The sequence below is a fragment of the Chloroflexus islandicus genome (genome assembly GCF_001650695.1).
In the GTDB taxonomy this organism is placed as follows: Bacteria; Chloroflexota; Chloroflexia; order Chloroflexales; family Chloroflexaceae; genus Chloroflexus; species Chloroflexus islandicus.
The window spans coordinates 36,992-61,002 of record NZ_LWQS01000045.1; the positions used below are offsets into that span (position 1 = coordinate 36,992).

At 60.3% G+C, this 24,011-nt stretch carries 13 protein-coding genes; 5 read left to right on the forward strand and 8 right to left on the reverse strand.

The window, feature by feature from the left end; genetic code table 11:
* The first annotated feature begins 212 nt into the window (after positions 1 to 212).
* Both A6A03_RS07750 and A6A03_RS07755 read left to right on the forward strand, forming a co-directional pair.
* Positions 213 to 1,145 (forward strand): AEC family transporter, encoded by a 933-nt coding sequence (locus A6A03_RS07750; RefSeq protein WP_066785914.1) that lies wholly within the window; start codon positions 213 to 215, stop codon positions 1,143 to 1,145.
* Positions 1,146 to 1,233: 88 nt separating this feature from the next.
* The gene (locus A6A03_RS07755) at positions 1,234 to 2,844 is read left to right on the forward strand and encodes an amidohydrolase (RefSeq protein ID WP_245668891.1); all 1,611 of its coding nucleotides are present in this window, start codon (positions 1,234 to 1,236) and stop codon (positions 2,842 to 2,844) included.
* A 2-nt stretch (positions 2,845 to 2,846) separates the two neighbouring features.
* Here A6A03_RS07755 and A6A03_RS07760 read toward each other — a convergent pair whose 3' ends face one another.
* Positions 2,847 to 4,544 carry a potassium channel family protein gene (locus A6A03_RS07760; RefSeq protein WP_066785917.1) on the reverse strand — a complete coding sequence of 566 codons (1,698 nt, stop codon included), beginning with the start codon at positions 4,542 to 4,544 and terminating at the stop codon, positions 2,847 to 2,849.
* Positions 4,545 to 4,586: 42 nt separating this feature from the next.
* Positions 4,587 to 5,609 (reverse strand): anthranilate phosphoribosyltransferase, encoded by a 1,023-nt coding sequence (gene trpD, locus A6A03_RS07765; protein WP_066785920.1) that lies wholly within the window; start codon positions 5,607 to 5,609, stop codon positions 4,587 to 4,589.
* A 334-nt stretch (positions 5,610 to 5,943) separates the two neighbouring features.
* Here trpD and A6A03_RS07770 point away from each other — a divergent pair, with 334 nt between their 5' ends.
* A complete protein-coding gene (locus A6A03_RS07770) occupies positions 5,944 to 9,675 on the forward strand; it encodes an Ig-like domain-containing protein (protein ID WP_066785923.1) in 3,732 nt (1,243 codons plus the stop codon).
* A 105-nt stretch (positions 9,676 to 9,780) separates the two neighbouring features.
* Here the strand turns inward: A6A03_RS07770 and A6A03_RS07775 are convergent, their stop codons facing one another.
* Positions 9,781 to 13,353, reverse strand: coding sequence for a ribonucleotide reductase N-terminal alpha domain-containing protein (locus A6A03_RS07775; RefSeq protein ID WP_066785926.1), 3,573 nt, complete (start codon positions 13,351 to 13,353; stop codon positions 9,781 to 9,783).
* Positions 13,354 to 13,689: 336 nt separating this feature from the next.
* On the opposite strand from A6A03_RS07775, the gene A6A03_RS07780 reads away from it, so the two are divergent.
* Together A6A03_RS07780 and A6A03_RS07785 are read left to right on the forward strand one after the other, a co-directional pair.
* Positions 13,690 to 14,523: an alpha/beta fold hydrolase gene (locus A6A03_RS07780; RefSeq protein ID WP_066785975.1), complete on the forward strand. Its 834-nt coding sequence runs from the start codon at positions 13,690 to 13,692 to the stop codon at positions 14,521 to 14,523.
* Positions 14,520 to 15,662, forward strand: coding sequence for an aminotransferase class V-fold PLP-dependent enzyme (locus A6A03_RS07785; RefSeq protein ID WP_066785927.1), 1,143 nt, complete (start codon positions 14,520 to 14,522; stop codon positions 15,660 to 15,662). Before A6A03_RS07780 ends, A6A03_RS07785 begins: the two co-directional genes overlap by 4 nt.
* 207 nt (positions 15,663 to 15,869) lie before the next feature.
* Here A6A03_RS07785 and A6A03_RS07790 read toward each other — a convergent pair whose 3' ends face one another.
* The 5 genes from A6A03_RS07790 to A6A03_RS07810 form a co-directional block, all read right to left on the reverse strand.
* A complete protein-coding gene (locus tag A6A03_RS07790; protein ID WP_066785929.1) occupies positions 15,870 to 16,943 on the reverse strand; it encodes a glycosyltransferase in 1,074 nt (357 codons plus the stop codon).
* A 58-nt stretch (positions 16,944 to 17,001) separates the two neighbouring features.
* Entirely contained in the window at positions 17,002 to 17,379 is a 378-nt protein-coding gene (locus tag A6A03_RS07795) for a hypothetical protein (RefSeq protein ID WP_066785931.1), read from the reverse strand.
* A 139-nt stretch (positions 17,380 to 17,518) separates the two neighbouring features.
* Positions 17,519 to 18,538, reverse strand: a complete 1,020-nt coding sequence (locus A6A03_RS07800; RefSeq protein WP_066785932.1) for a GDP-mannose 4,6-dehydratase — start codon at positions 18,536 to 18,538, stop codon at positions 17,519 to 17,521.
* Between the two features lie 125 nt (positions 18,539 to 18,663).
* Complete coding sequence (locus A6A03_RS07805) at positions 18,664 to 20,748, reverse strand: FG-GAP repeat domain-containing protein (protein ID WP_066785933.1); 2,085 nt, start codon at positions 20,746 to 20,748, stop codon at positions 18,664 to 18,666.
* A gap of 192 nt (positions 20,749 to 20,940) precedes the next feature.
* Complete coding sequence (locus tag A6A03_RS07810) at positions 20,941 to 24,009, reverse strand: glycosyltransferase family 4 protein (protein ID WP_066785934.1); 3,069 nt, start codon at positions 24,007 to 24,009, stop codon at positions 20,941 to 20,943.
* Positions 24,010 to 24,011 lie beyond the last annotated feature (2 nt).

The following is a 24,011-nucleotide window of genomic DNA, read 5'->3' on the forward strand; positions in this document are numbered from 1 at the left end:
CAATGCTCGTTATGGAGAGTCTACCACGCCCATTGTACCAATTTTGTACCAGTCATGGCACCCACTAGTGGTACTAGATTTCACATAGTCCGCCGTCACTGCATTGGTGACGGTATTTCTGGTCTCGCCAGTTGCATCTATACCACCCGAAAGCTAGCTTGCTAACCTATGCTATGATTGTTGACTTGTAACATATTGGCGCCGAGGTTGCGATGATTGCGGTTCTAATTGAAGTGCTCTTGCCGATTGCGGTGGTGGCGGCGGCGGGGTTTGCGTTACGCCGGGCTTTGCCGCTCGATCTGGTGACGCTCAACCGGCTGATGATTTACGGCCTGAGTCCGGCGTTGATCTTTGTCGCGTTGGTGCGGGCCGATCTAAGCGGGCCTGACGCGGGGCGCATGCTCTTTTTTTCGGTGGGAGTGCTGGCGCTGATGGCGCTGACGGTCTGGCTGTGCGCCTTGGCGTTGCGGCTGCGCGGCAAAGAGGTGACGGCGCTGTTGCTGACCAGCATGTTTATGAATTCGGGTAACTATGGCTTGCCAGCGTCGCGGTTTGCCTTTGGCGAGGCCGGCTTTACGTTAGGGGTGTTTTACTTTATCATGCAGTCTATCATGGCGCAGACGCTAGGGGTTGGGGTGGCGGCTGCCGGCGCGGCTGGCGGCGGCAAACAGGCGTGGCGGCAGGTGTTCGACCGTCTCACCCATATGCCGCAGATTTACGCCGTAGCCGGCGCGTTGGCGTTGCGTGGGATCGGGTTTCATCCGGCGGAAGCTACCGGCATTGCCCGCAGCTTGTTCGAGGGGGTGGCGCTGCTCAGCGAAGCGGCGCTGCCGGTGATGCTGCTCATTCTCGGCGTGCAATTGGGGGCCGGCGCGCCGATTGTGCAACCAGCGATGGTCGCGTTTGCCACGGCGATCCGGCTGATTGTGTCGCCGATCCTTGCTTTTGGCCTCGCCCGTGTGCTCGGTATGGACGGTATCGCGCTGGGGGTGGGGGTGATGATGGCCGGGATGCCGACCGCGGTGAATACGACTATTCTGGCGATTGAGTTTGATACGCGCCCGCAGTTGGTGGTGAGCACGGTGGTAGTGTCGTCGTTTGCGAGTTTGGTGACGTTGAGTGTGTTGTTGAGTTTGGTGCGATAATAGCCGGGGCGCAGCGCGCTGCCCGTACCGGTAATTGATGAGGAGAGCGGGAGGGGCGCAGCCCGCTGCGCCCGTACTGCTTAATCTTATGCCGCCAATCAATGTGCTGTTGCGTCATGTTAGCTTGGCCGGGCAAATCGGGCAATATGCGATCGCCATCAGCGGCGAGCGGATCGTTTGGGTTGGCCCCGACCACGCTGCGCCGTCGTGGCAATCGGCAGCGACGCGCGTGATCGATGGCGGCGGGATGCTCGCCCTGCCCGGCTTGACCGACTACCACTTCCACCTGCACAATGGCGCGCGTGCGTTGGGGGTGCTGCGGCTCGAAGATGCCCAGAGCGTCGCCGATCTGCAAGCCCGGCTGGCAGCTTACGCCGCTGCCCACCCGCATTTGCCGTGGCTGATCGGGCGCGGCTGGCGCTACCGGCTGTTTGCCGGCGGCCTAGCGCCTGACCGGCGCTTGCTTGACGCGGTCGCGCCTGACCGGCCAGTCTTGCTGACCGCGTTCGATGGGCATACAGCATGGGCCAATACCGCTGCTTTGCAGATCGCGGGCATCCTAAACGGCGCTGAAACGGGTAATCCGTTGAGTACTGTGGTGCTGGGGGCAGATGGGTTGGCTAGCGGCGAGTTGCGTGAAGCGCCGGCGATGGATCTGGTGCGGCGTTGCATCCCGCCGCCAACCGAAGCCGAGCTGCGTGACCTGCTGCGCCGCGCCTTGCGCGAGCTGGCGGCGCTGGGGTTGACCGGCATCCACAATATGGACGGCGATGAAGCGCAGCGCACCCGCTACCGCGAGCTGGCGGCTGCGGGTGAGTTGACCTTGCGCATCCGCTTGCCCCTCTCGGTGGCGCCGGGGACTGATCCGGCCCAGATCACGGCATGGGCCGCCGATGCCCGCCGCCATCTCCACCCCTTCGTGCAGACCGATGCGGTCAAGCTGTTCGTTGATGGCGTGGTCGAAGCCAAGACGGCGCTCATGCTAGCGCCGTATGCCGATGGCAGCGGCGAGTGCGGGGTGGCCAACTACGATCCGGCAGAGTTTGCGGAACTGATCACCTGCGCTGACGCTGCCGGCCTGCAAGTCTGCGTGCATGCCATTGGCGATGGCGGCGTGCGCCAGACTCTCGACGCCTTTGCCGCGGCCCAACGGGCCAATGGCCGGCGCGATGCCCGCCACCGGGTCGAACACGCCGAGATCGTCGATCCGGCTGACCTGCCGCGGTTTGCGGCGCTGGGAGCAATCGCCTCAGTACAGCCGGTGCATGTCGATTTCGGGATGGATCAACAGAACCCGTGGTGGCGGCTGGTGGGGCCGCAACGCCACCGCTCCGGCTTCCCGTGGCGCGACTTATTGCAGGCCGGCGCACCGATGGCGCTCGGCAGCGATTGGCCGGTGGCCGATCCCAATCCGTTGCGCGGGATGCAGGTGGCCTGCACGCGGGGCAAGCTCGATCTGAGCCCGCTAGAAAGCGATTTTCCCGATCAGCGGCTGACGGTGGCCGAAGCATTGGCCGGCTATACTACATGGGCCGCTTACGCCGGCTTCCGCGAGCGCGAATTGGGCCGGCTGGAGGCTGGCTATCTGGCTGACCTGATCCTGCTCGACCGCGACATCACCACCGGCCCGCCTGACCACATTACGGCGGCGCGAGTGATGGTGACAATGGTGGGAGGCGAGGTGGTGTTTGAGCGGTAATCCTACGTCAAATACGTTAACATCTCTACCTCATCACCGCTCTCGATCACCAAATGATCAGGCGGCAACCACTGAAACTCACCGCCGCGACGCAGACTCAACGGCAACTGGCCGGCAGCACGCAGTTCGGCGACCGTCTTGCCGGCGCGCCGGTCGGTAATGATTTGGCGGCGCACCACCAGCAATTGATCGCCGATGTCAAAGGCTGCTTCGACATCAGGCACGAGCGCCGCCGCTACCAGACTCGGCGCGGCCAGCGCCGAGGTGCTAAAGGCGGTGCGAATCCCAAACAGGTCGGCCAACCGGTCGGCTAGTACATCGCTAAAGACGCGCAGCACCAGATGGACATCGGGGTACATGCTGCGCACGGCCAGCCCGATCTGCAAATTGAGCAGGTCATCGCTGTAGAGGGCAGCCAGCGACATCGCCTGCTCGATGCCAGCTTCCCGCAACAGCTCTGGATCACGGGCATCGCCGCGCAGCACGCGCACCCCCTGCGCGGTTAAGGCTTCGACATAGCGTTGCGGCGTTTCAACGTTGCAGATAACCGTGAGCGGCGGGCGCGGTTCGCGCCGGTTGAGCAAGCGCACCACCTGCGTGCCTACCTTGCCTAAACCGCAGACAATCAGACCGCCGCTGCGTTTCACAGGCCGCGGACGGTTGGCCCATTGGGCCGCTTCCAGCGCCGGCAGCGGGCCGACGAGCGCGATCTCTTCGCTGGGCAAGATGGGTAGATGGGCATTGGGGCCGGGCAAACGGCGCACGCCGAAACGGGTTTCCAGATCGGCCACTGGCCCAATCAGCGGACTGTCATCGCTGACGGTGAGATAGGCGACCCCCAGCAAACCGGCGGGCAGATCGAGCACGTAGCGCACATTCGAGCTGAGCAAAGCCGCGGCGAAGGTTGGCGCGGCGAGGGCCGCCGGGCTAAAGGCCGAATTACGGCCAAAGGTGCGTTCAATGCGGGCATCGAGGGCGCGGCTAAAGATGCGCTGCACCGTCGGCAATTCGGGCCGGATGCGGCGCGCGGCCAGCGCAATCTCTAAATTTTTCAGATCATCATCAATAGTAGCGATCAACCCCTGCGCCCGCTTAAGGCCGGCTCGCGCCAGCACCGCCGGATCACGGGCATCGCCGCGCACCACCGGCACCCCTAAACTGGTCAGCGTCGGGATAAACTCGCAGTTCGGATCGAGCTCGATAGCCACTACCTCGCGCCGGCAATCGAGCAATTGCAGCACGGCCCGGTAGCCAACTCTACCCAACCCACACACGATCATGTGGCCGCGGTAGGTAGCCGCCAACGACTCCTGCCAGCGATCAGGCCGCGCCCGTTTGTCAACCAGCAGCCGGCCCACGTCAACCGCGCTTTGCAGCAAAAAGAAGAGACCGAGCAGTGGGGTAAGAAAAAAGAGCGCCCGCCCGAACGGCTCATCGGGCAGATCGAGATCGGTTTGGAAAATGAGCAGCTTCAGCGTCTCAAACAGGGCAAAGGCGGTATCGGGTTCGTAGTCGAGACGCGCTGGCAAATAAAACCAACGCAAGTAGAGGGTGCTGCTCGCCAATACCAATAGCAGTGCGGTGATCGGGAACCACGCCTCCCGCACGATACGCAGGTCGTCAATGATGTTAGCAAGAATCAGCCGCCAGAACGCAAACCGGCGCCGGCGCAGGCGGGTGAGGCGAATGTCTTGGGCCATAGCAATGGTTGTCTACGCTCAAACACGAAGATGCAACGACCGTCACGCCTCGCCGCGGCTCACTGCGATCATGCGGTTGAGCCGTTCGAGCGCCCGCCCGCTATCGATGCTGGCCCGCGCCATCTTAACGCCGGTGGCCAGATCGGGCGCGAGGTCGCCGGCTACCAACGCTGCGGCGGCATTGAACAACACCACATCGCGGCGCGGCCCCTGCTCTTCACCGCTGAGGATGGCGCGTACAATCGCCACGTTGTAGGCGACATCACCGCCGCGCAACGCCTCGCGCGGCGCGCGCGCCAAGCCGACATCTTCCGGTGCAACCATCATTTGGCGCGGCGCATGCCCAGCCCGCACCTCGAAGATTAGGTTGGGGCCGGAAAGAGTCAATTCATCAACCCCGCCGTCACCATGCACGACCAGCGCGTGGACGGTTTCGAGCCGGCTGAGAGCGTTAGCCAGCTTTTCGGCCAGCGCCGCGCTCGCCACTCCCAACACTTGATAGCGGGCACGGGCCGGGTTGGTCAACGGGCCAAGAATGTTGAACACAGTACGAATGCCGATCTCGCGCCGCACCGGCCCGGCAAAGCGCATCGCCGGATGGAATTTGGGCGCGAACATAAAGCCGATGCCGGCATCGCGCAAGCAGCGCGACACCCCTTCGGCGTCCAGCTCGATCTGCACCCCCAGCCCTTCCAGCACATCGGCGCTGCCGCACACGCTTGACATCGCCCGATTGCCGTGCTTGGCCACCGTCAACCCAGCGCCGGCTGCGACAAACGCTGCGGTGGTGCTGATATTAAAGGTATGCGCACCATCGCCGCCGGTGCCGCAAGTGTCGATCACCGGCCCGTCAAAATAGACGTGAGTCGCTTTCTCGCGCATCACTGCCGCCATGCCGGCAATTTCGGCATCGGTCTCGCCCTTGATATGCAACGCGGTGAGGAACGCGCCGATCTGGGCCGGCGTCGCCGTCCCGCTCATAATCTCTTCCATCACGCTAGCCGCTTCGGCTTGGGTCAGATCGCGCCGCGCAACCACCGCGGCAATCGCCTCGCGAATGTTCATTGCATGCTCCTCAGCGATGCAGAAGACGCACTGCCGTGCGCCGTACCACGACGCACTGCTTGCGTCTGTCCTTGGGAGACGCACTGCCGTGCGTCTGTCCTTGGGAGACGCACTGCCGTGCGCCGTACCACGACGCACTGCTTGCGTCTGTCCTTGGGAGACGCACTGCCGTGCGTCTGTACATGTTGCGGTTGTATTGTAACGAGGCGGCGCGTTGCGGTCAATTAGCACCCGGCGGATCGCGCTGTAGACGTTTTGTGGACGCGCCTGCGTTACGGTAGAAGTCCAATCCCGGCAAACAATGATGCATGTGGTCGATAAGGAGGGAAGACCAATGGCGCGACGGCTACTTTTACTCGTTTGTCTACTCACGATGCTGGCCGTGACGTTGCCTCCACCGATTATTCAAGCCGAACCGGGCGAGCCGCCAGCGACGCTGAGCGATACGCCAACTATGCTCGGAAGTGATGCCTATAATGCACTCTATTACAAGAGGGGCATGGTCTTGTGGGCCGCTAACCCCCTCACCTGCACAACGTTTGAGTTCCCTGAGGCGTGCCAGATCCGGCGGATCATTCCCGGCGGCAGCCAGCAAATCATCTACAACAGCGGTAGCGCCGGCCCATTCGTTCGCTCGAATGTGGCAGCCGATGATCATTACGTATATTGGATCGGCAGCGATTTCACCATCAAACGCAAGTCGATATACGGCGCTAATGACGCCAGTGCTGTGGTTATTGCGAATACCGCCCATACGACCTCCACACTGCAATTCTCGCTCGACGTCGATGACAATTTCATCTTCTGGACAGAGAGCATTCCCAGCGGGACAGGCCGCGTCGGAAGACTGTACCGTATGCCCAAAAACGGCGGCCCGCGCCAGTTGATGCAGGAGTTCAACCAACCGCTGAGCAAGGTGCGCGCCGATGGCGCCGGCGGCGCTTTTTATATTGCGCCGCTCTTTACCAATCTCCTGCTGCAGACGGTTCCCAGCGGCAGCGGCTTCGCGACCTCGCTGGAAAACCGGCCGTTTGGCGTACAAGCGTATGCTGTGACAGCCACCCATTTCTATTGGGCCGAGAAGGTTACGAATCTGATCATCAAACGCGCGCCGCGCAACGACCTGACTGCCGTTGAAACGCTGGCAAATCGCGGCAACGCCAGTAATCCGAACGCAGCCGGCATTGTGGTGTATGGCGACACGATCTTTTGGCACGAAGTGCGTTCGAACATCGGCCCGCTGTACCGGCTGCGACTCGGCGGCTCACCGGAAGCGATCACTGGCGATCAAATGACATCAAGCGGCATGTTTGTCACCGATCGGTTCTTGTACTGGAATAACCACGATGTCTATCGCTTACCGGTGAATGCCTCGGCGTGGACGATCGATTTGGGTGTGAATGCGATGGAAATCATCCAAGCCGTGCAACGGCCAGCCAATGACGTACCGCTGGTGAGTGACAAAGAGACCTTTGTGCGCGTCTTTGCCCAAATCGTGAGCAGCGATCCGGAGCGCGCGACGGTGAGTATCTGGCCGGCTGCCCTGCTCTACGGCGCTCGCGGCGGCGTGCCATTGCCTGAGTCGCCGCTCACCCCATTGCCGCCGGGAGGGAATGAGGTGCGTAGTAGCCCGCCAGATCGCCGCAATGTCAACGATGGCTTCTGGTTCCGCCTGCCGGCCTCATGGAGCGATGGGACAGTTGAGTTGCGGGTGGTGGTGAATCCGCGCCGGGTGATCGGCGAAACGTCGTATGCCAACAATGAGCTGACCCGTACCGTCACCTTTGTGCGTAAAGCGCCGATCTGTCTCGATCTGCGGCCAGTTGCGACCGAACGCGGTACGACCATTGCCACTCTCCCTCGATCAGGCGAAGGCGCATGGTTCTACTCCTTCTTCCGCAAAGCTGAACAGTTGCTGCCCACCCACGAACTGCGCGTCATCGCGCGCGGCGGCGATCCGCTGCGCAAACCGCGCTGGTATCTGTTCGAGAGCGATCCGTTCGGTCTCTCAAGAACCAATGCTGATAGCGGTTGGATGGTGTTTCTGCTCAATGTGAACACCCTCTTTGACCGCAATCTCTGCGCCAACGGCGGCGATACGATCAAAACTGTGATGGCGCAGGACTTTCCTGATCGTCAAGTGAATGGCATCCAATTCGGCAATGCCCTGCTCTTCTTCGCGTTTTGGAATCCGGACGGCGGCTTTATCGAAAACACACCGGGCGGAGGGGTGACATTAGCGCATGAAATCGGACATTACTACGGGCGCGGGCATATCAACTGCCCTCCCGGAGTCCCTGATGGAGTTGATGGCGAGTACCCCTACCCAAGCTGCCAGCTTGATCATACCGGCCCTAATGAGCATATCGGGCTTGATGTTCGTCCGGCGGGACGCAGCTTGCTCGTGCCGGGCAGCACGGGCGATCTGCTGTCGTATGCCCACCACATTCCCCAACGACGATGGCCTTCCGACTACACGTGGCGCGCCATCTTCAACCGGCTGGCGCCGCGCAGCGGGCCGGCAGCGTTGACCGCCGCCCCCGACGCAACACCGGCCGCCGCCTTCTCGTACATCGTCACCGGCTTTATCACCGGCAATACGGCTGAGCTGCGCGAGGCGTACCAGTTGACCGATCCGCTGCTCGGTGAAGTGACCACGCGCATGAATACGATCACCGCACCAAGCAGCGCCTTCCGCATTCGCGCCTACAACGGCGCCACTCTGCTCGCCGATCAGCAATTGCGGATTAATGAAGCGACGGCGGAGATCGGGCCGGGCCAAACTGAACCGGATACGATTGGCTTCTTCCACCGGCTCGATTTGGGCGTGAAGCCAACCCGGATCGAGATTGTGCGGGTTGCCGGCAGCGCGGTCATCGGCACGCGCAACGCCTCGCCCAATGCGCCCACGGTGACGATTACTGCGCCGGCGGCTGGCAGCAATGTTGACCGCACGCTCACCGTAAGCTGGAACGCAAGCGACGCCGATGGCGATCTGCTTCACCATCTGGTACGCTATAGCGGGGATAATGGCGCGACATGGAGCGTGCTGGGCCAAGGTTTGACCGGCAATAGTCTGACGGTTGATTTAAGCGGCATGCCCGGCGGTACGCAAGCGCGGGTGCAGGTCATTACAACGGATGGCCTCAATACGGCGATCGCCACCTCAGCGCCGTTTAGCGTGCCGCGCCGCGCGCCGCAGGTGTTTGGGCAAGCCGAAGGCGGCATCTTCTTCCCGCTCAACGCGCCGGTTGTGCTCCGTGGCGACGCCTACGACCCCGAAGATGGGCCGTTAGCCGGCAACCGGCTGGCGTGGGAGGTGAGCGGGCCGGTCACGCGCACCGGTGACGGCTTGCAGTTCACGCTGCTAAATCTGCCACCCGGAACCTACAACGTCCGGCTGCGCGCTACCGACAACGACGGGCAGGCAAGTGAAGCAACCTTCGCGTTCGTGGTTGAACCGAAGCGGGTGGTTGATGGCGCTGCGCCTGAGATCGACGGCTTCTGCGACGATGAGGGCTACAACGCCGATCCCGACCCGATCACGCTCTGGTACAACCCCGGTACGGCTACGGCGACCAGCGCGCAGGGCCGGATGATTCGCAGCGGCGATTATCTCTACCTCTGTTTGAATGGGTTGCCGCTCAGCGGCATTGTGAGCGATGGGATACGGATCAAGTTTGATCCCGACAACAGCACCGATACTGTCCAACAGAACGGCGACCTTATCTTTACGCTTGATCGGGCCGGCATTGTGCGCAGCGGGCGGGGCAACGGCACCAGTACCGACCAATTCGATCCGGTGGCACAAGGGATTCTGGCGGTGTTTAGCCAGACGAGCGACAACTGGAGCGCCGAACTGCGCATTGATGCCAATCTCTTCGGCGGCTGGAACAAACGTATCCGGATGACGGTGCGGCATGAATGGGTTGGTTTTGGCTCGATCCCTAGTGGCTCGTCGGTCTGGCCGGCAGGCGGCGGCGCCAGCAGTCCGGCAACGTGGGGTTTGGCGGCATTGGGTGATGTCCCCGGCAACCGTATCTACACGCCGTTGGTGATGCGGTGATCGAAAGGCTAGCGTTGGGCCGCACAGATGTGCGGCCCAACGACATTGACGCGATGGTCTATCAGGCAGGGCCGCACGCTGGTGCGCCCCTGCCGGGCGAAATGGCTAGCATTCGCTATAGCCGCACGAATGGCACTTGCGGCAACCCTCTTCGTTCAGCAGCGTCGCGTTTTGGCATTCGGGACAGATTTCGCCCGACTCGATCGCGCCGTGACCCGGCTCAACGTGCAGATGCGTGACCGGCGCCGGCTTGGGCGCAGGCGGCTCGGCGACACCGTTGCTGTAATCGCTGGCGAAGGCATACTCGCCGTTGTAATAGCCGTTACCGTTGCCATTCCCGTTGCCGTTGCCCTTCACGTAGTGCTCGAGCAACACCTTGCCGATTGCATCGGGCACCGAGCGCACCCGATCCGGGCCAAAGCCCGCCGAGCGCGAACCGCCGATCCCGCGCAGTTGCTCGGCGATCAGCTTGACCGGCACGCCACAGCGCAGCGCCAGCGAGATCAGCCGCCCAATCGCCTCGGTGAAGGCGGTGACATCACTGCCGGCCCGGCCAATGATGGCAAAGACCTCGAACGGCTTGCCCTCCAGCTCGGTGACGAACAGGCGCAACTTGCCGAGTGGCGTCACCACCGGGAAGGAGTGGCTGGGCAGACCCTCGGCTGGCACCGGGCGGGGGGTGAGTTCCACCGGCGCTGCGGCGGCTGGCTGCTCAGCCGGCTTACTCTCGCTCTTGCCGGTCGAGCCGGTTGACAACACTTGATTCGCCCGCGAGCCGTCGCGGTAGACCGTAATCCCCTTGCAGCCAAGGCGGAAGGCCAGCTCATACGCTTCGCGCACCTGATCGGGCGTCGCTTCGTGGGGGAAATTGATGGTCTTGGACAAGGCGCTATCGGTATGCTCCTGAAATGCGGCTTGCATACGCACGTGCCATTCGGGCGCGATGTCGTGGGCCGTCACCCACACTCGCTGCACCTCGGCAGGCACTTCGGGGTGGTGGATGTGGCCGGTGTCAGCGATCCGCTCCATCAACTCGGCGCTATACCACCCCTCGCGCTTGGCTTGGGCCACAAAGTCTTGGTTAATGTCGAGCATGCGGGTATCGGCCTGATAGCGCCAGAAGGCGATGGCAAACAGCGGCTCGATGCCCGACGAGCAGCCGGCGATGATGCTAATCGTGCCGGTGGGAGCGACGGTGGTCACGTTGCAATTGCGCAAGAGGCGCTGCGGGCGGACGCGCGAGCCATCGGGCCGGCGGGCGCAGGTTGCGTCCGGCCCCCAGATGCTGTACTCCCATTCGGGGAAGGGGCCGCGCTCGCGGGCCAACTGCTCGGACGCGACTTTGCTCTCTTCATCGAGGAAGTGCATCACCTTGCGCGCCAGCTCGATCGCCTCGTGCGAATTGTAAGGCACACCCAGCTTCACCAGCATATCGGCCCAACCCATCACCCCCAACCCAATCCGGCGGATGCGCTGGCTCAGTTGGGCAATCTGCTCGAGCGGGTAATGGTTAGCATCGATCACATTGTCGAGGAAGCGGGTGCTCTCATGCACCACCTCGCGCAGATGCTCCCAATCGATCCGCTTATCGGGGGTCACAAACTTGCCCAGATTGACCGAGCCAAGGTTACAGACATCGTAGGCCAGCAACGGTTGCTCGCCGCACTGCCCGGTTACGAGCCCGTTAAAGATAACCGTATTGTGATCAGGCTGGGTCGTATCGTATACCGGTTCTTGCCCTTCATAGACAATCGCTATCACCTTGGTGGTGAAGGATTGGGTCTTGCGCAACGCGCGCTCAGCCGCCCAGCGCGCATACTTCTCATTCTTGGCCGCCGTCAGGAAGCCGATCTCGCGCATAAACCGATCGCGCGATTCGCCATCAATGATCAGCTCATAATCAGCTTGGCAGTGGTACAGCTTGCGATTGCCGCGCCCATCAGGCAAGAGACGCTGACCAGCCTCACGCCGGAGCCGCACGCTGGCAAAGATGCCGAAATTCGCCAACAATTGCTGCACATCGCGCAACAGCTCGACCGAGCTAGAGGCAAGCCGAACCGAGCAGGTCTGACTCGTCTCGGAAACATTGACCGTCCCATCGGTCTGGAACAAACCACGGAGGTACCCTACCACACACTCGCGCCGGCCCCGCCAGACCACTTCCGGCACGCGCAGCTTGGTAGCGGCAGTAAAGCCATACTCTTCGAGCACCCGCGCTAACCGCACCGAACGGATCGTGGTGAGATCACGCTCCGGAACCCGCACCGGCGTGACTTCATACTCTTTGCGATAGCCGAGGGCAGTACCAGCAACCAACTGATTAATATGGGCCACAAGACTCGCTGCCAGTAGCTGATCTTCGCCCCACAGATTCACCACTGCGCTGCCTTCGGCGGTAAAGGCGCCATCGCCGGTGATCAGACCCAACAACAGGCCCAACTGATAATCACCCTCTTGGCCCCACAGCCCTTCCGCCGATTGCACCAGCAGTTCATCGCCGATCTGCAACTCGCGCAACTTCACCTTGCCGCGGGTGGTGTAGAAATCATGCCACTCAGTTGCCCGAATCTCGTAGCCATCTTCGGTCACAACTCGGAAGACATCGGCGCTCTCGGCAGTCATAAAGACTGGCACTGCGTCGCGCACTGCCACGCCTCTACCCTCACCCAGCGCGCGCGTATCAACGGCCACCCGCAGCGGCGTCTTGCGCTCAAACAATTCTCGCACTTGCACTAGACCATACTGAGTATGGAGACGGGTATCACCGGTTACACACGGGTTGGTCGCCTCATACTCGCCGAGATGGGGCACCGGATTATACTCGTTGGCGCGGTCGATAAAGAACAGGCCGGGTTCACCGGTGGCGTGGGCGCACTGCACAATCAGGTCAAAGACCATACGAGCGCGGAGCCGCATCGGCTGGCCGGGTGGCACCAGCACCTCGCCGGTCAGCGGATGCTTCAGGCCTTCGCGGGAAGCGATATGCACTTGGCCGGTGCGCGGATTGATCAGATCGTACTCCTCGTCGCGATCGACCGCGCGCATAAAGGCATCGGTAATCGCCACCGAGATATTGAAATTGGTGATCTTGGTGGTATCGAGCTTACAGGTAATAAACTCGAGAATATCGGGGTGATCGCAGCGCAAAATGCCCATATTCGCGCCGCGGCGAGTACCACCCTGCTTAATCGCCTCGGTCGAATGGTTATAGACATCCATAAAGCTGACCGGGCCGCTCGCCACCCCCATCGTGCTGCGCACCACATCGTTGCGCGGGCGGAGGCGCGAGAAGCTAAAGCCGGTACCGCCGCCGCTCTGGTGGATCAGGGCCTGATGCTTGAGCGTCTCGTAAATGCTGTTGAGGTTATCCTCAATCGGCAACACAAAACAGGCGCTCAGTTGGCCAAGCGGGCGACCGGCGTTCATCAGGGTCGGGCTATTCGGCTCAAAATACCCCTGCGTCATAAGGTGGTAAAATCGCTCGGCCCGCTCTTCGACCTGCTCGGACGAAGCGCCATAGCGAGCATCGATGGCGGCGATCGTCTCGGCCACCCGCCAAAACATCGTCTCTGGCGTTTCGATCACATCACCGTGCTCGTTTTTCAGCAGGTAGCGCTTCTTCAACACCGTGCGGGCGATATCGGTCAAATCGGCAGGGGCAAGCTCTCGTTTCATCATTGCTAGAATGCTCCTCTGTTGGACAAACCGTCGGCACGCGGAGAAACCGGGACAGCACACCCAAAAGTGTAAAGAGTTATTTTCACTTTCATCACGACGCGGAAAGCCGTCACTAGAGGTAAATACTACATCTAGTGTGTACGATGAGTGATAGGGTGCATATCTTGGTGTTCTCGCACGCGCCGATAGTGTAGCACAGCGCTTAGGCTTGTGTCAAGCGGGGAAATGGTTACAAAATCATTTACAAGTTGACGATAATGCGACTACGCTTTGTCCGCACGTCAACAAATCTGGTATCATATCGGCAGGATCTCCGTGCAAAGGGATATGGTGGCTATGGCGACACTTGCTGCATCGAATGCTGAAACCGCGGTGGCCGGACTGCGCACCAGTTTTCGCCGCGCCGGCCAAGGCGCGCCGTTGCTGTTACTGCACGGTTGGGGTGGTTCGTCACGCCTGTGGCACTACACCCTGCGCGATCTGGCCGATCGCTATACCTTGATCGCACCCGATCTGCCCGGTTTCGGTTCGTCGCCACCGCTGACCGGGAGGCTCTCGCTGGAGCGGCTGGCCGATTGGGTGATCGCGTTTGCCGACTCGCTGGGAATCGAGCGGTTTGCAATCAACGGCCACTCGCTCTGCGCGGCAGTCGCCGTGCATGTGGCCGCCCGTTACCCTGACCGGGTGACGCGCCTTGTCTTAACCAGCTTCAGCACCTTCCGCGACGAACGCGAGCGGCGGGTAGTGGCGTCGATTCACCATCTGATGGCGCTGTGGCTAGCGCTACGCCGCCCATGGATGCTCGACGTACAGCCGATTATGCGGCTGGTCGGCAATCGCTTCTTCTACCGGCTCCCCGCCGATCACGGCATCTTACGCGAGACGTTTGCCGATTTTCTCGCCATGGAGCAGCGCACGGCACTGGAAACGGCGCGCGGCGCCGGCAGCCCGACGATCAGCGGCGCGATGGCCGCTGTGCGCGCGCCGAGCTTGATTATCGCCTGCCGCCACGACCAGATTATGCCGCCTCCCGGCGCGCCGGTCGCCGCCTCGCGCATCCCGCGCTGCCGGCTGGTCTGGATCGAGCAGTGCGGCCATCTCCCGATGCTCGAACGTCCACAAGAGTATCACGCTATTCTGACCGAGTTTCTTGAGGAATCACCCGCATGACGATCGATGTTGCCGCTTACCGCGCCGAGTTTCCGATCACCGAACGCTACGCCTTCCTCAGCCACGCCGCTGTCTCGCCGCTGAGCCGGCGGGTACAGGCTGCCGTGCAAGCCTACCTCGACCACGCTGCCCGCGAGCCGTTTCTGGCCGTCTTTCCGCAGGTGATGGCCCAGTTTGCCGAACTCAAGCAGCGGCTGGCCCGCCTGATCAATGCTGCCTCGCCCGACGAGATCGTACTGATGCCCAACACTGCCGCCGGCATCAATACCGCTGCCGTCAGTTTGCCGCTGCGGCCCGGCGATAATGTGCTGGTGCTCGATGGCGATTATCCCGCGAATGTCTATCCGTGGCAGCAGTTGGCGTACCGGGGTGTGCTGGTGAAGGTGGTGCCGCAACACAAAGGCGGCCTTGACCTTGACCTCCTCGCGCGCCGGATCGACCACCGCACCCGCGTGATTGCCCTCAGCACGGCAATGTTTGCCACCGGCTTTCGCAATGATCTAGCCGCGGTGGGCCAAATTTGCCGCGAACGCGGGATCTATTTCGTGGTGGATGCGATCCAGACCCTCGGCGCCTTCCCGCTCGATGTGCAGGCGTGGCACATCGATATGCTGGCCTGCGGTTCGCAGAAGTGGTTGCTGTCAACGCCGGGGAGCGGCTTTCTCTACGTGCGACGCGAGCTGATCCGCGATCTTGTGCCGGGAGCGTATGTTGGCGCGGCCAGCAGTGTGAGCGGGCAGAATTATCTCGATTACAACCTAACCCTGCCCGAAACCGCCGAACGGTTTACGCTCGGTACGCCGAATGTAGCCAATAATCTCGCCCTCTTAGCGGCAGTAACGATGCTGCAAGAGGTAGGGATCGAACAGATTGAGCGCCAGATTAACACGCTGGTAGCGGCGCTAATCGATGATCTGCGCGAACGCGGCTACCAACTGGCCGCCGATACCGCCCCCGAACACCGTAGCGGGATTGTGGTGGCGCTGGTCGAGAATCCCAACGCTGTCTCCCACCGGCTCAACGAGGCAGGGATTGTAGTGACGCCGCGCGGCGCGGGTGTGCGCATCGCGCCCCACTTCTACAACACCCTCGACGAAGTGCTGCGGGTGGGAGAGGCGCTCGACGCCGCTACCAAGTGAAAGACGCAGAGGGGGCAAAGACGCGAAGGGTTTAACGCAAAGGCGCGAAGGATGGTAAACGCAAAGGCGCGAAGAGCGCAAAGGACGCTAAGCTGTTGTTGTGATAGCCTCTAGCGTGCTTTTGCCATTTTCCAAAAAACCTTAGCGCCCTTTGCGTCTCTGCGTTATATCATCCTCTGCGCCTCTGCTCCCTTTGCGTCTTTGCCTCTATCCGATGGCGTGCAACCGGTCGAGGATGGTCTGCGCGCTCCGCTGCCACGGCCACTCACGGGCCCGGATAGCGGCTTGCGCACCGAGGGCGCGGGCCTCGTCGCGCTGGCGATGCACCCGCCGCAACAACTCCACCAGCGCATCAACGTCTGGCTCGGCCCACTGCGCACCGGCGTAAGGGATGCGGTTGGCGCCGGTCGGCGTTAAGCCGCGGATCGGCAAGGGATAACCGCACGTCTCATCAAGAAACGCGGTCAGGCCGCTCCAAGCCGTGGCGATCACCGGCACCCCGCACGCCATCGCCTCAAGCGCCGGCATACCCCACCCCTCGCCCCGGCTGGGCAAGACAAAACAATCGGCACTGCGGTAGAGTTCGGCCATGCGCGCTGGGCTAAAGGTCTGGTTGTAGAGCACTGCCACCGGCGGAGCCTGCTCGCCGAGCGCCGCCGCCAGCTCGCGCAGCGGGTTGCCGGGGGCACGATGGTCGATCTTCACCACCAACACCACCGGATCGTGCGGTTGAAAGGCGGCCCGGTAGGCCGCCACCAGCACATCCCACCCCTTACGCTTACTCCACTCGAAAACCGAGAGAAAGACGGTGCGATCGGCCAGATCGCGGCGCGCCGGGCCGGGAGCAAAAACCGCTAGATCCACTCCGAGCGGTACGACATAGACCGGCTTTACCACACCGCTCGCCATAAACACCTCCCGCCCCCACGCCGTTGGCGTCCAGACCTCATCCATTAAGTTAGCCTGTTCAACCCAAGAGGCGGGCAGGCGGTCAGTTTCGAGCATCGTAAAACCGATCCGATACGCACCGCTATTCTTGCAAAACAGGTCGCCACGGCCATACACCACCTGCGGCACATCAAGCCGGATGGGCAACTGTTGCAGCGAGCGGATATGCGGCGGGATGACGCCGTAGATATGCTCGACGACATCGACATCGAACAAGTAGAGCGGGCGCACCGGTAAACCGGCATCGGTCAGCGCAGCCACAATCGCTTGTGACGAGCTGCTATAGCCGGTTGGCGAAGCGAAGGTTGAATGCCAAACAAGGTGCGGATGCATAAGATAGAGATGGCAAGAGGCATAGCGCCGCTATGCCCATACAGCATGCGAGCGCAGGTTATTCTTCCAGCGCGGCCAAGCGTTCGGCCAGCGCCTGCCGGGCCGCCCGTTCAGTATCGAGATGAGCAATCAAGCTCTCGACAATACGAGTCAGCGTGGCGAGCGTTTCATACATCCGGGCTAACTCCGGCCCCGCCAGCCCCCACGCCAAGCGGCGGTGCAAGCGAACCAGCAGTGGATCGGCCAGCGGCGTCATTGCCCATAACGCACGCAAGGCATTCACTTGCTCGGCCAGATACGCATCGCGGGCCAGCAACTCGCTAAGAACAGCCAATTGGCTATGGTCAACCGCCGGGTTGCTCAACGCACGCGCAACCGCCGCCGCAAGCGGCTCGTCGTCGCGTGGATTGACGATGATCGGGCCATGAGAAGTCATTGTAGGATACTCCTATGAACGTGCGGCAGTGTACAACCGCACGCCATCCCGGTGGGATCAGGCGCTACGCCAAACGGCAGGTATGCGGGAGTTAGACTGCCACACTCCATCCCGGTGGGATCAGGCGCTACGCCAAGCTTTAGCGGAACAAATGCAGGTTATCGCGGATCCAGCCCACCATGCGCTCAATACCCTCGTAGACCGAAACACGCGGTTCCCAGCCCAATTCCTGCTTGGCCAGCGTAATATCGCTAATATAAACCGGCTGGTCGCCGGGCCGCCACTCGCTATAGCGCACCGAGATCTCGCGGCCAATCAAACGGCTCAGCACCGGGCCGAACTCAGCCCAAATCGACAAGGCATTATGGGGGCCGCCGCCGATATTGTAGATATGGCCGCTCACCTGATCAATCCGCTCGAGCGCTGCCATATACGCCGCGATCAGATCATCGACGTACAGCATATCGCGCACCTGCTTGCCATCGCCATAGATCGTAATCGGGCGTTCGAGCAGAGCCGCGATCGCAAAGTGCGCCGCCCAACCCTGATCCTCAACCCCAAACTGGCGCGGGCCATAGATGCATGACTGGCGGAAGACCACCGTCTTGAGGCCGTAGATGCGGGCATAATCGCGCACATACTGGTCGGCGGCGCCTTTGCTGCACCCGTAGGGCGAATGGAAATCGAGCAACTGGTGCTCAGGCACGCCGTCCGGCAGATCACGGTAGCGATAGCGGGTGGCTTCTTCAACCACCGCCACCGTCTCCATCCCGCCATACACCTTATTGGTTGACGCGAAAAAGACGGCGGGCGGTTCAGGGGCAAGACGGGCCGCTTCGAGAATATTGAGCGTACCGAGCGCATTAATCTCGAAATCGCTGCGCGGATCTTTCACCGAGGTGGTAACGGCGACTTGGCCGGCAAGGTGATAGACGATGCGATGGCCGGGAATCACGGCCTGCATAGCGGCAGCATCACGAATATCGGCTTGCACAAAGCGCAGCCGGTCGCCATACCGCTCTTGCAGCCAAGCCAGATTGAGCGGCGTGCGCGGCCGGCTCAGATTATCAACAATCGTCACCTGTTCGCCATGGCGGAGCAAGTAATCGGCCAAATTACAGCCGATAAATCCTGCGCCGCCAGTGATAAGATGGGTCATGGATCATCTACCTCTTGCATCAATCAAAAGCTTTTCCGGCCAATTATAGCATAGTGACCAACACAGCGAACGCCGGCGGCCCTGAATCGGCGCACCAGCGTTCGCTTGACGACAGGAGCACGCAACTAACGGGCAATGTACGGCGTCAACGTACGATACACCACCGTAACTTTTCGTACCGTAACGTTAATGGTGACTGCCGGCAAACTAGGCGCACTGACAGTCAACGTAACGGGGTAAACACCGTTCGCCACGCTGGCTGCATTCACCGTCATCACGACCCGGCTTGGCGTAGTGCCGCTCACCGTTGGGCTACTCAGCGTGGCCGAGATAATATTCTGGCTATCGCCGCTTTCGCTCAAACTAAGATTGAGCGACGAACCATCGCGCGAGCTCAACGCGATTTCATACGTCTCCGGCGTCGAACCATCGGTAAGCACAAACAGCTCAGTTATTGCCGCCTGTAAACCGGGAACGTTGAGGACGCCATCATTGGTAGCCGACCGGCGGAATTGCGGCCATGGCGCACTGTAAGCCGGAGCCGTCTGGTAGCCGGATGGCGGTGTTTGGCCCGGAAAGACCGTAGCCAGATTCGTCCACGCATAGAGATGGGCCGTAATCGGCGGCTCCGCGCTAGGGCCATTGACAAATTGATGCCCGCCGCCGATCACGACATCCAGCACCCCATCACCATTGATATCACCTACCGCCGGCGTCGATTTTACGGTATACCACGCATAGAGCGATGGCTGAGCGCCGCATGCCGGCGAGAGATAGCAGGTCATCTGCTGGCCATCGTAACCGCGTAAAATGACCACACTCCAGAAATTAGCCGTTACGACCTCAACGATTCCATCGCCATTAATATCAGCGATGACTGGCGACTGCAAATTGCCGCCGTTCGGATCGTTAAAGCGCACATTCGGATCAAGCGAAAAGTTGGCGCTATATGGAATAGTGCGCCATTTCGGCGTGGGGTTTTCAGGATCCCACGCGATCGTTTCGCTATGAGGGATGCCATTATCGCCTGCCCACCCCACATTCACGACAATCTCGAGTTTGCCATCCCCGTCGATATCACCGAGCGCTGGCGATGACTCGACGCATTCAGGAGCATTGAGCGTTTGTAACACTGCACCATCGCTCAAGCGAAAGATCTTAACCCAACGCCCCTTCTTCGTGACAGGAATGTTAATAGGGCTAACCGGCAACCAACAACTCGAACCGATCACCAATTCGCTGCCGGGATTGCTGGCTAACACATCACCAATGGCCGGCGACGAATAGAGCGCCTGATCGACGTAGGTGCGCCAAATAAAGCCGGTGTGGAATTCGATCCGTTTGGGGGTGCGCGGGGCAATATCAAAGGCGTACAGAAAACCGCCGTCTTGGGTTGGTGGCAAGAGCTGATCGTTAGCAGTAATATCGGTGGCCGCTAACAGCTCAAGCTCAGGATCGTTGTCAATATTGTAGAAAATCGGCGTTGACCAGATGGTATCAGCGGCATGGTAATACCAGCGTACCGTATAGGTGGTGCTAGTAACGGCGCTGAGCAGGTAGAGGTTGCGATCAAAGCCGCCGAAAGCGATCTCCATTTTACCATCACCATCAGCATCAGCTAATGCAACCGACCCACCTACCCCATAGAGTTCCTCTTGTGCGTAACCCTGTTGCTGTTGCCACTGGCGCAAGCTAAACCGCCATACAATCTGGCCGGTCTGGCCATTCACAGCGACAATCCCACCATCACAATTGGATGGCAGTATGGAGCCATACCCTACCACAATGTACGGCACGCCATCGCTGAGCAACTCACCAACCACCGGATTACTATTCCCCACATGATCGCCGCTTTGCGGCGAACATGGCGCCGGCAACAACTGCACCGGCGACCAGAGTTGCGTTCCATTCGCTCGACGCACGTGCAAGAAGCCATCACTGGTCACAACCGCTACCTCTTTGTGATTGGCCGCATTTCCATCAATTTCGGCAATCACTGGCGAACTGCGAATAATTGGCGCATTACCAAGATTGATCCCGTGGCGGGCAGTCGTATCTACACCAAGGCCATAGGAGACTGGGTGCGTCCAACCCGGCAGCGGTGGCGGTTGATCGGCATAGCCGGCTTGTGCCGTTGGAGATGGGATCACCGTAGCAAGTATCAACAGCGTCGCTATGAGCAGGATGGGCAGGGTAGTAGAGCGCTTCATAGAACAACTCCCGGCTGTAACGATACATTCACTGCTACCAGCATAGCAGATGTATCGAACACCTCCATAACCAGACAAGGGTGCTAGGAGCGACTCAATCCCTCCCGCCAGAATAATCAACGCCGTTGCCGGTGCAATTCGTGCAACCAGCAACGGCTCGTTTATCACCAATGCAATGGGAACAAGACCCGTTTACGGTGCATTCGGTTTCTCAATGGCTATTCGATCGCGCAACAGGGCCAATTCGCGCTCAAGCCGGCGCTGCTCGTGGCGAGTATAGGCGAGCAGATCGAGTAATTCAGCGACGAGTTGCATCACTGCGTGCTGCTCGTGCTGATGGCCGTTCACCGGCGGGAGCCCTGCAGAAGGATGGGTCTGATGACGCAACCGATCCACCCATCGGCGGACACGGGCCATGACCGGCGCCGGTTCGGGTTCGTTGGCTAACCCACCATAACTATTCGCCAGTGCAGCCAACCGGTCCTGCACCTGCTCGAACAGGTGCCAACCGGCGCTCTGCTGGCAGAGATGCTGGATCAACCCGATGAGATGCGCTTCAAAGCGCGCATAGGTAAAATCGAGCGCCCGCCGGATACCGCGTTGGGCCAATTCCGTTACTAATGGTCGCGGCTGCAAGGACGTTGCCAATGCGCGGATCATGCGATCGACGAGCACGCTCCAGCCGAAGTTAGCTTGTACATACGCCCGCCCGCGCTCACCCAAGGCCGCAGCCATTTCCGGCTCGGCCAGCAATTGATCAACCGCTGCGCTAAAACTTGCCGCACTCTCGCAAGCGTATCCGCCGCCGCTACGCTCAACATGTTCACGGGTAACCGCGCAATCGGCATGCACGATGACTGGCCTTCCCTGCTGCCATGCCTCCATCATGACGATTGAGAAGCTTTCATTTAATGAAAGCTGGCACAGCGCAAGACAAGCTGCGTATGCATCTACTAACACATCCCGCTCAACAACTCCTAAGTGGACGACGTCCGATCGATGAGGTAAGGGGACATGGGCCAATCCGGTCAACGCTAGTTTGAGATTGCTCTCAGGATGACTTGCTTTATAAGATAGAAACCACTCAATTAATAATGGTACATTCTTAGCTTCTTCCAACCGGCCGCTATAGAGCAAAAATGGTGCTTGCCAACCGGCATAGCGATAGAATCGTTCCGGATCGCCGGGTACTGGATCATCAGGAAAGCCATAGCCAAGCACGGTTGAAAATGGATTAGCTATACGCAGCTTCTGCCGCGCTAGGCGCTCTTCGGCGGCGGTATTAAAGAAGATACCGCGCGCTTCTTCTAACATCTCGCGGAAGATGGCAAATTGCGCTGCCGGCTCATCGTGCAGACATGGGATATGAAAAGCGCGATCGCCGGCCTGTTTCGCAGCGTAATACGTCGTACCAAACAGATACGGGGTGAAGATAAAGGCGGCATACTCGTTGCGGTAACGGGCAATATACTCCTCGAGCGCCCGGCTCCGCAGGTTATGCTGCATAAACCGCTCTTCGTCCCGCCGGGTAATAACCTCACCCCGAGCGGCTTTCATCTGTACCTCGTGAAAGCCGCTCGGATCGACCGGATCAACCGCAAACCGGCGCACTGTAACGCCATTAATCACTTCGATTTCGAGCAATGGTGCCGTACGCCAGCCAGCCAAATCAATGGCATTGGTTGTTAAAACCTCGACGGTAAACCCGCGGGCCGCCAATTGTTCGGCCCACACTTGCGCGCCGCGCTCGGCGCCGCCTAACACATCGCGGCCATACCGTGGCGTCACGAAGGCTATCGGGCGGTTGCGCAGGAGGTGTTGGGCTTGGGCGCTATCGAGTGGATCAGGCGACGGCTCTTCATACGCAGCGAGCACGCGCAACACCTGCTGCGCCAACTCCTCGTGATCATCCGGGGTAAAGAGGAGGCCGGCATCACCGACGGTACTAGGCAATGCCGTAGCCGCCGCCGCCACCACCGGTTTGCCTAGCGCCATTGCCTCCATGACTGGCATACAAAAGCCTTCATGGATGCTCGCCATCACAAAGACATCGCACAACTGGTAGAAAGCGCCGATCTGATCACGATTTTGAGCGCCGGTAAAGATCACGGCATCGGCCACCCCTAACTCTTCCGCGCGCGCCTTTGTTTCCGCGACATACCCCGCGTAAGCGTGACCGGTTTCACCCACTAGCAACAATACCGTGTTAGGGTACTGCGCGCGGATCAATGGCAGCGCTTCCACAAGGATATGAATTCGCTTATTGCGCGCCATACGACCCACATACAACAACACCCGTTTCCCCGCCAAACCGTATTGCTGTTGCAACTGGGGATCGGGCGGCCCAGCGTACGCTGCATCGCGCGTGACCGGATACGGTAAGACACTAGTCCGGCTGGGCGCGATCAGACCGGTCGCCACCAGCTCATCGACCATGTATTGACTGTGGGCCACGGCATAATCGGCGAACTGAACGAGATGCACATTGGCTAAGCCACGCGCTACATCTTCGTACCCCGGCTGCCCAACCCCCCAAATTTGCGGCGGGGTGACGCCGTGATAATCAAACAGCACTGGCGCCGGTGCAATCCGGATCAGTTCGACAAGATCGTAATAGGTCGAATAGTTTACAATAATAGCAGCCGAGCGGCGAAAATGCTCAGCGAATGACCGGCTATAGTCAGTAGGATTGATAATATCATCAGGCCGTACAACCACCATAAACCGGCGCAACGCTCGTGGCAATCGTTCATCAACAAAGCTCGTCAATAACAACGGCTGAAACCCAGCTTCCGCCAATGCCTGCACCTGCGCCGCTACATGGGTTCCTACCGCATCATTTGCTAAACAATTGCCGTTGATAATAGTAATCCGTGGATTGCGCGGCGGCTCCACCGTCATTGGTGAACAAAATGGTGCCACGCCTCGCTCGTGAAACCAAGCGATCATGTGTTCAACCAGCTCGATGGTAAACACATACTCACCCGCCGCGGCTGGCGCTGTCACCCGCAACTCGATGGTGATAGCATCACCGCACGGTACCGGTCGTGGGAGTGGTTGCCATGGCAGCTCTTGCACAACGATCCCATCAAGGGTTTTCCAACGCACGACCAGCATGACCGGATAGCCAGTCGCCAACCACGGAGTCAAGCCGGTATTGCGCAACTGCAATGTAATCAAGAGTGGTTCATTTTCGACCAGCCGTGCTGGCAATGGATCGAATAAGGTGTATTCAACCCCGTAGAGTGCTTGTGATTTCATAA

Coding starts and splice junctions, on each gene's coding strand:
- A6A03_RS07750 (WP_066785914.1), top strand. CDS start 213: ATGATTGCGGTTCTAATTGAAGTGCTCTTGCCGATTGCGGTGGTGGCG.
- A6A03_RS07755 (WP_245668891.1), top strand. CDS start 1,234: ATGCCGCCAATCAATGTGCTGTTGCGTCATGTTAGCTTGGCCGGGCAA.
- A6A03_RS07760 (WP_066785917.1), bottom strand. CDS start 4,544: ATGGCCCAAGACATTCGCCTCACCCGCCTGCGCCGGCGCCGGTTTGCG.
- trpD (WP_066785920.1), bottom strand. CDS start 5,609: ATGAACATTCGCGAGGCGATTGCCGCGGTGGTTGCGCGGCGCGATCTG.
- A6A03_RS07770 (WP_066785923.1), top strand. CDS start 5,944: ATGGCGCGACGGCTACTTTTACTCGTTTGTCTACTCACGATGCTGGCC.
- A6A03_RS07775 (WP_066785926.1), bottom strand. CDS start 13,353: ATGATGAAACGAGAGCTTGCCCCTGCCGATTTGACCGATATCGCCCGC.
- A6A03_RS07780 (WP_066785975.1), top strand. CDS start 13,690: ATGGCGACACTTGCTGCATCGAATGCTGAAACCGCGGTGGCCGGACTG.
- A6A03_RS07785 (WP_066785927.1), top strand. CDS start 14,520: ATGACGATCGATGTTGCCGCTTACCGCGCCGAGTTTCCGATCACCGAA.
- A6A03_RS07790 (WP_066785929.1), bottom strand. CDS start 16,943: ATGCATCCGCACCTTGTTTGGCATTCAACCTTCGCTTCGCCAACCGGC.
- A6A03_RS07795 (WP_066785931.1), bottom strand. CDS start 17,379: ATGACTTCTCATGGCCCGATCATCGTCAATCCACGCGACGACGAGCCG.
- A6A03_RS07800 (WP_066785932.1), bottom strand. CDS start 18,538: ATGACCCATCTTATCACTGGCGGCGCAGGATTTATCGGCTGTAATTTG.
- A6A03_RS07805 (WP_066785933.1), bottom strand. CDS start 20,748: ATGAAGCGCTCTACTACCCTGCCCATCCTGCTCATAGCGACGCTGTTG.
- A6A03_RS07810 (WP_066785934.1), bottom strand. CDS start 24,009: ATGAAATCACAAGCACTCTACGGGGTTGAATACACCTTATTCGATCCA.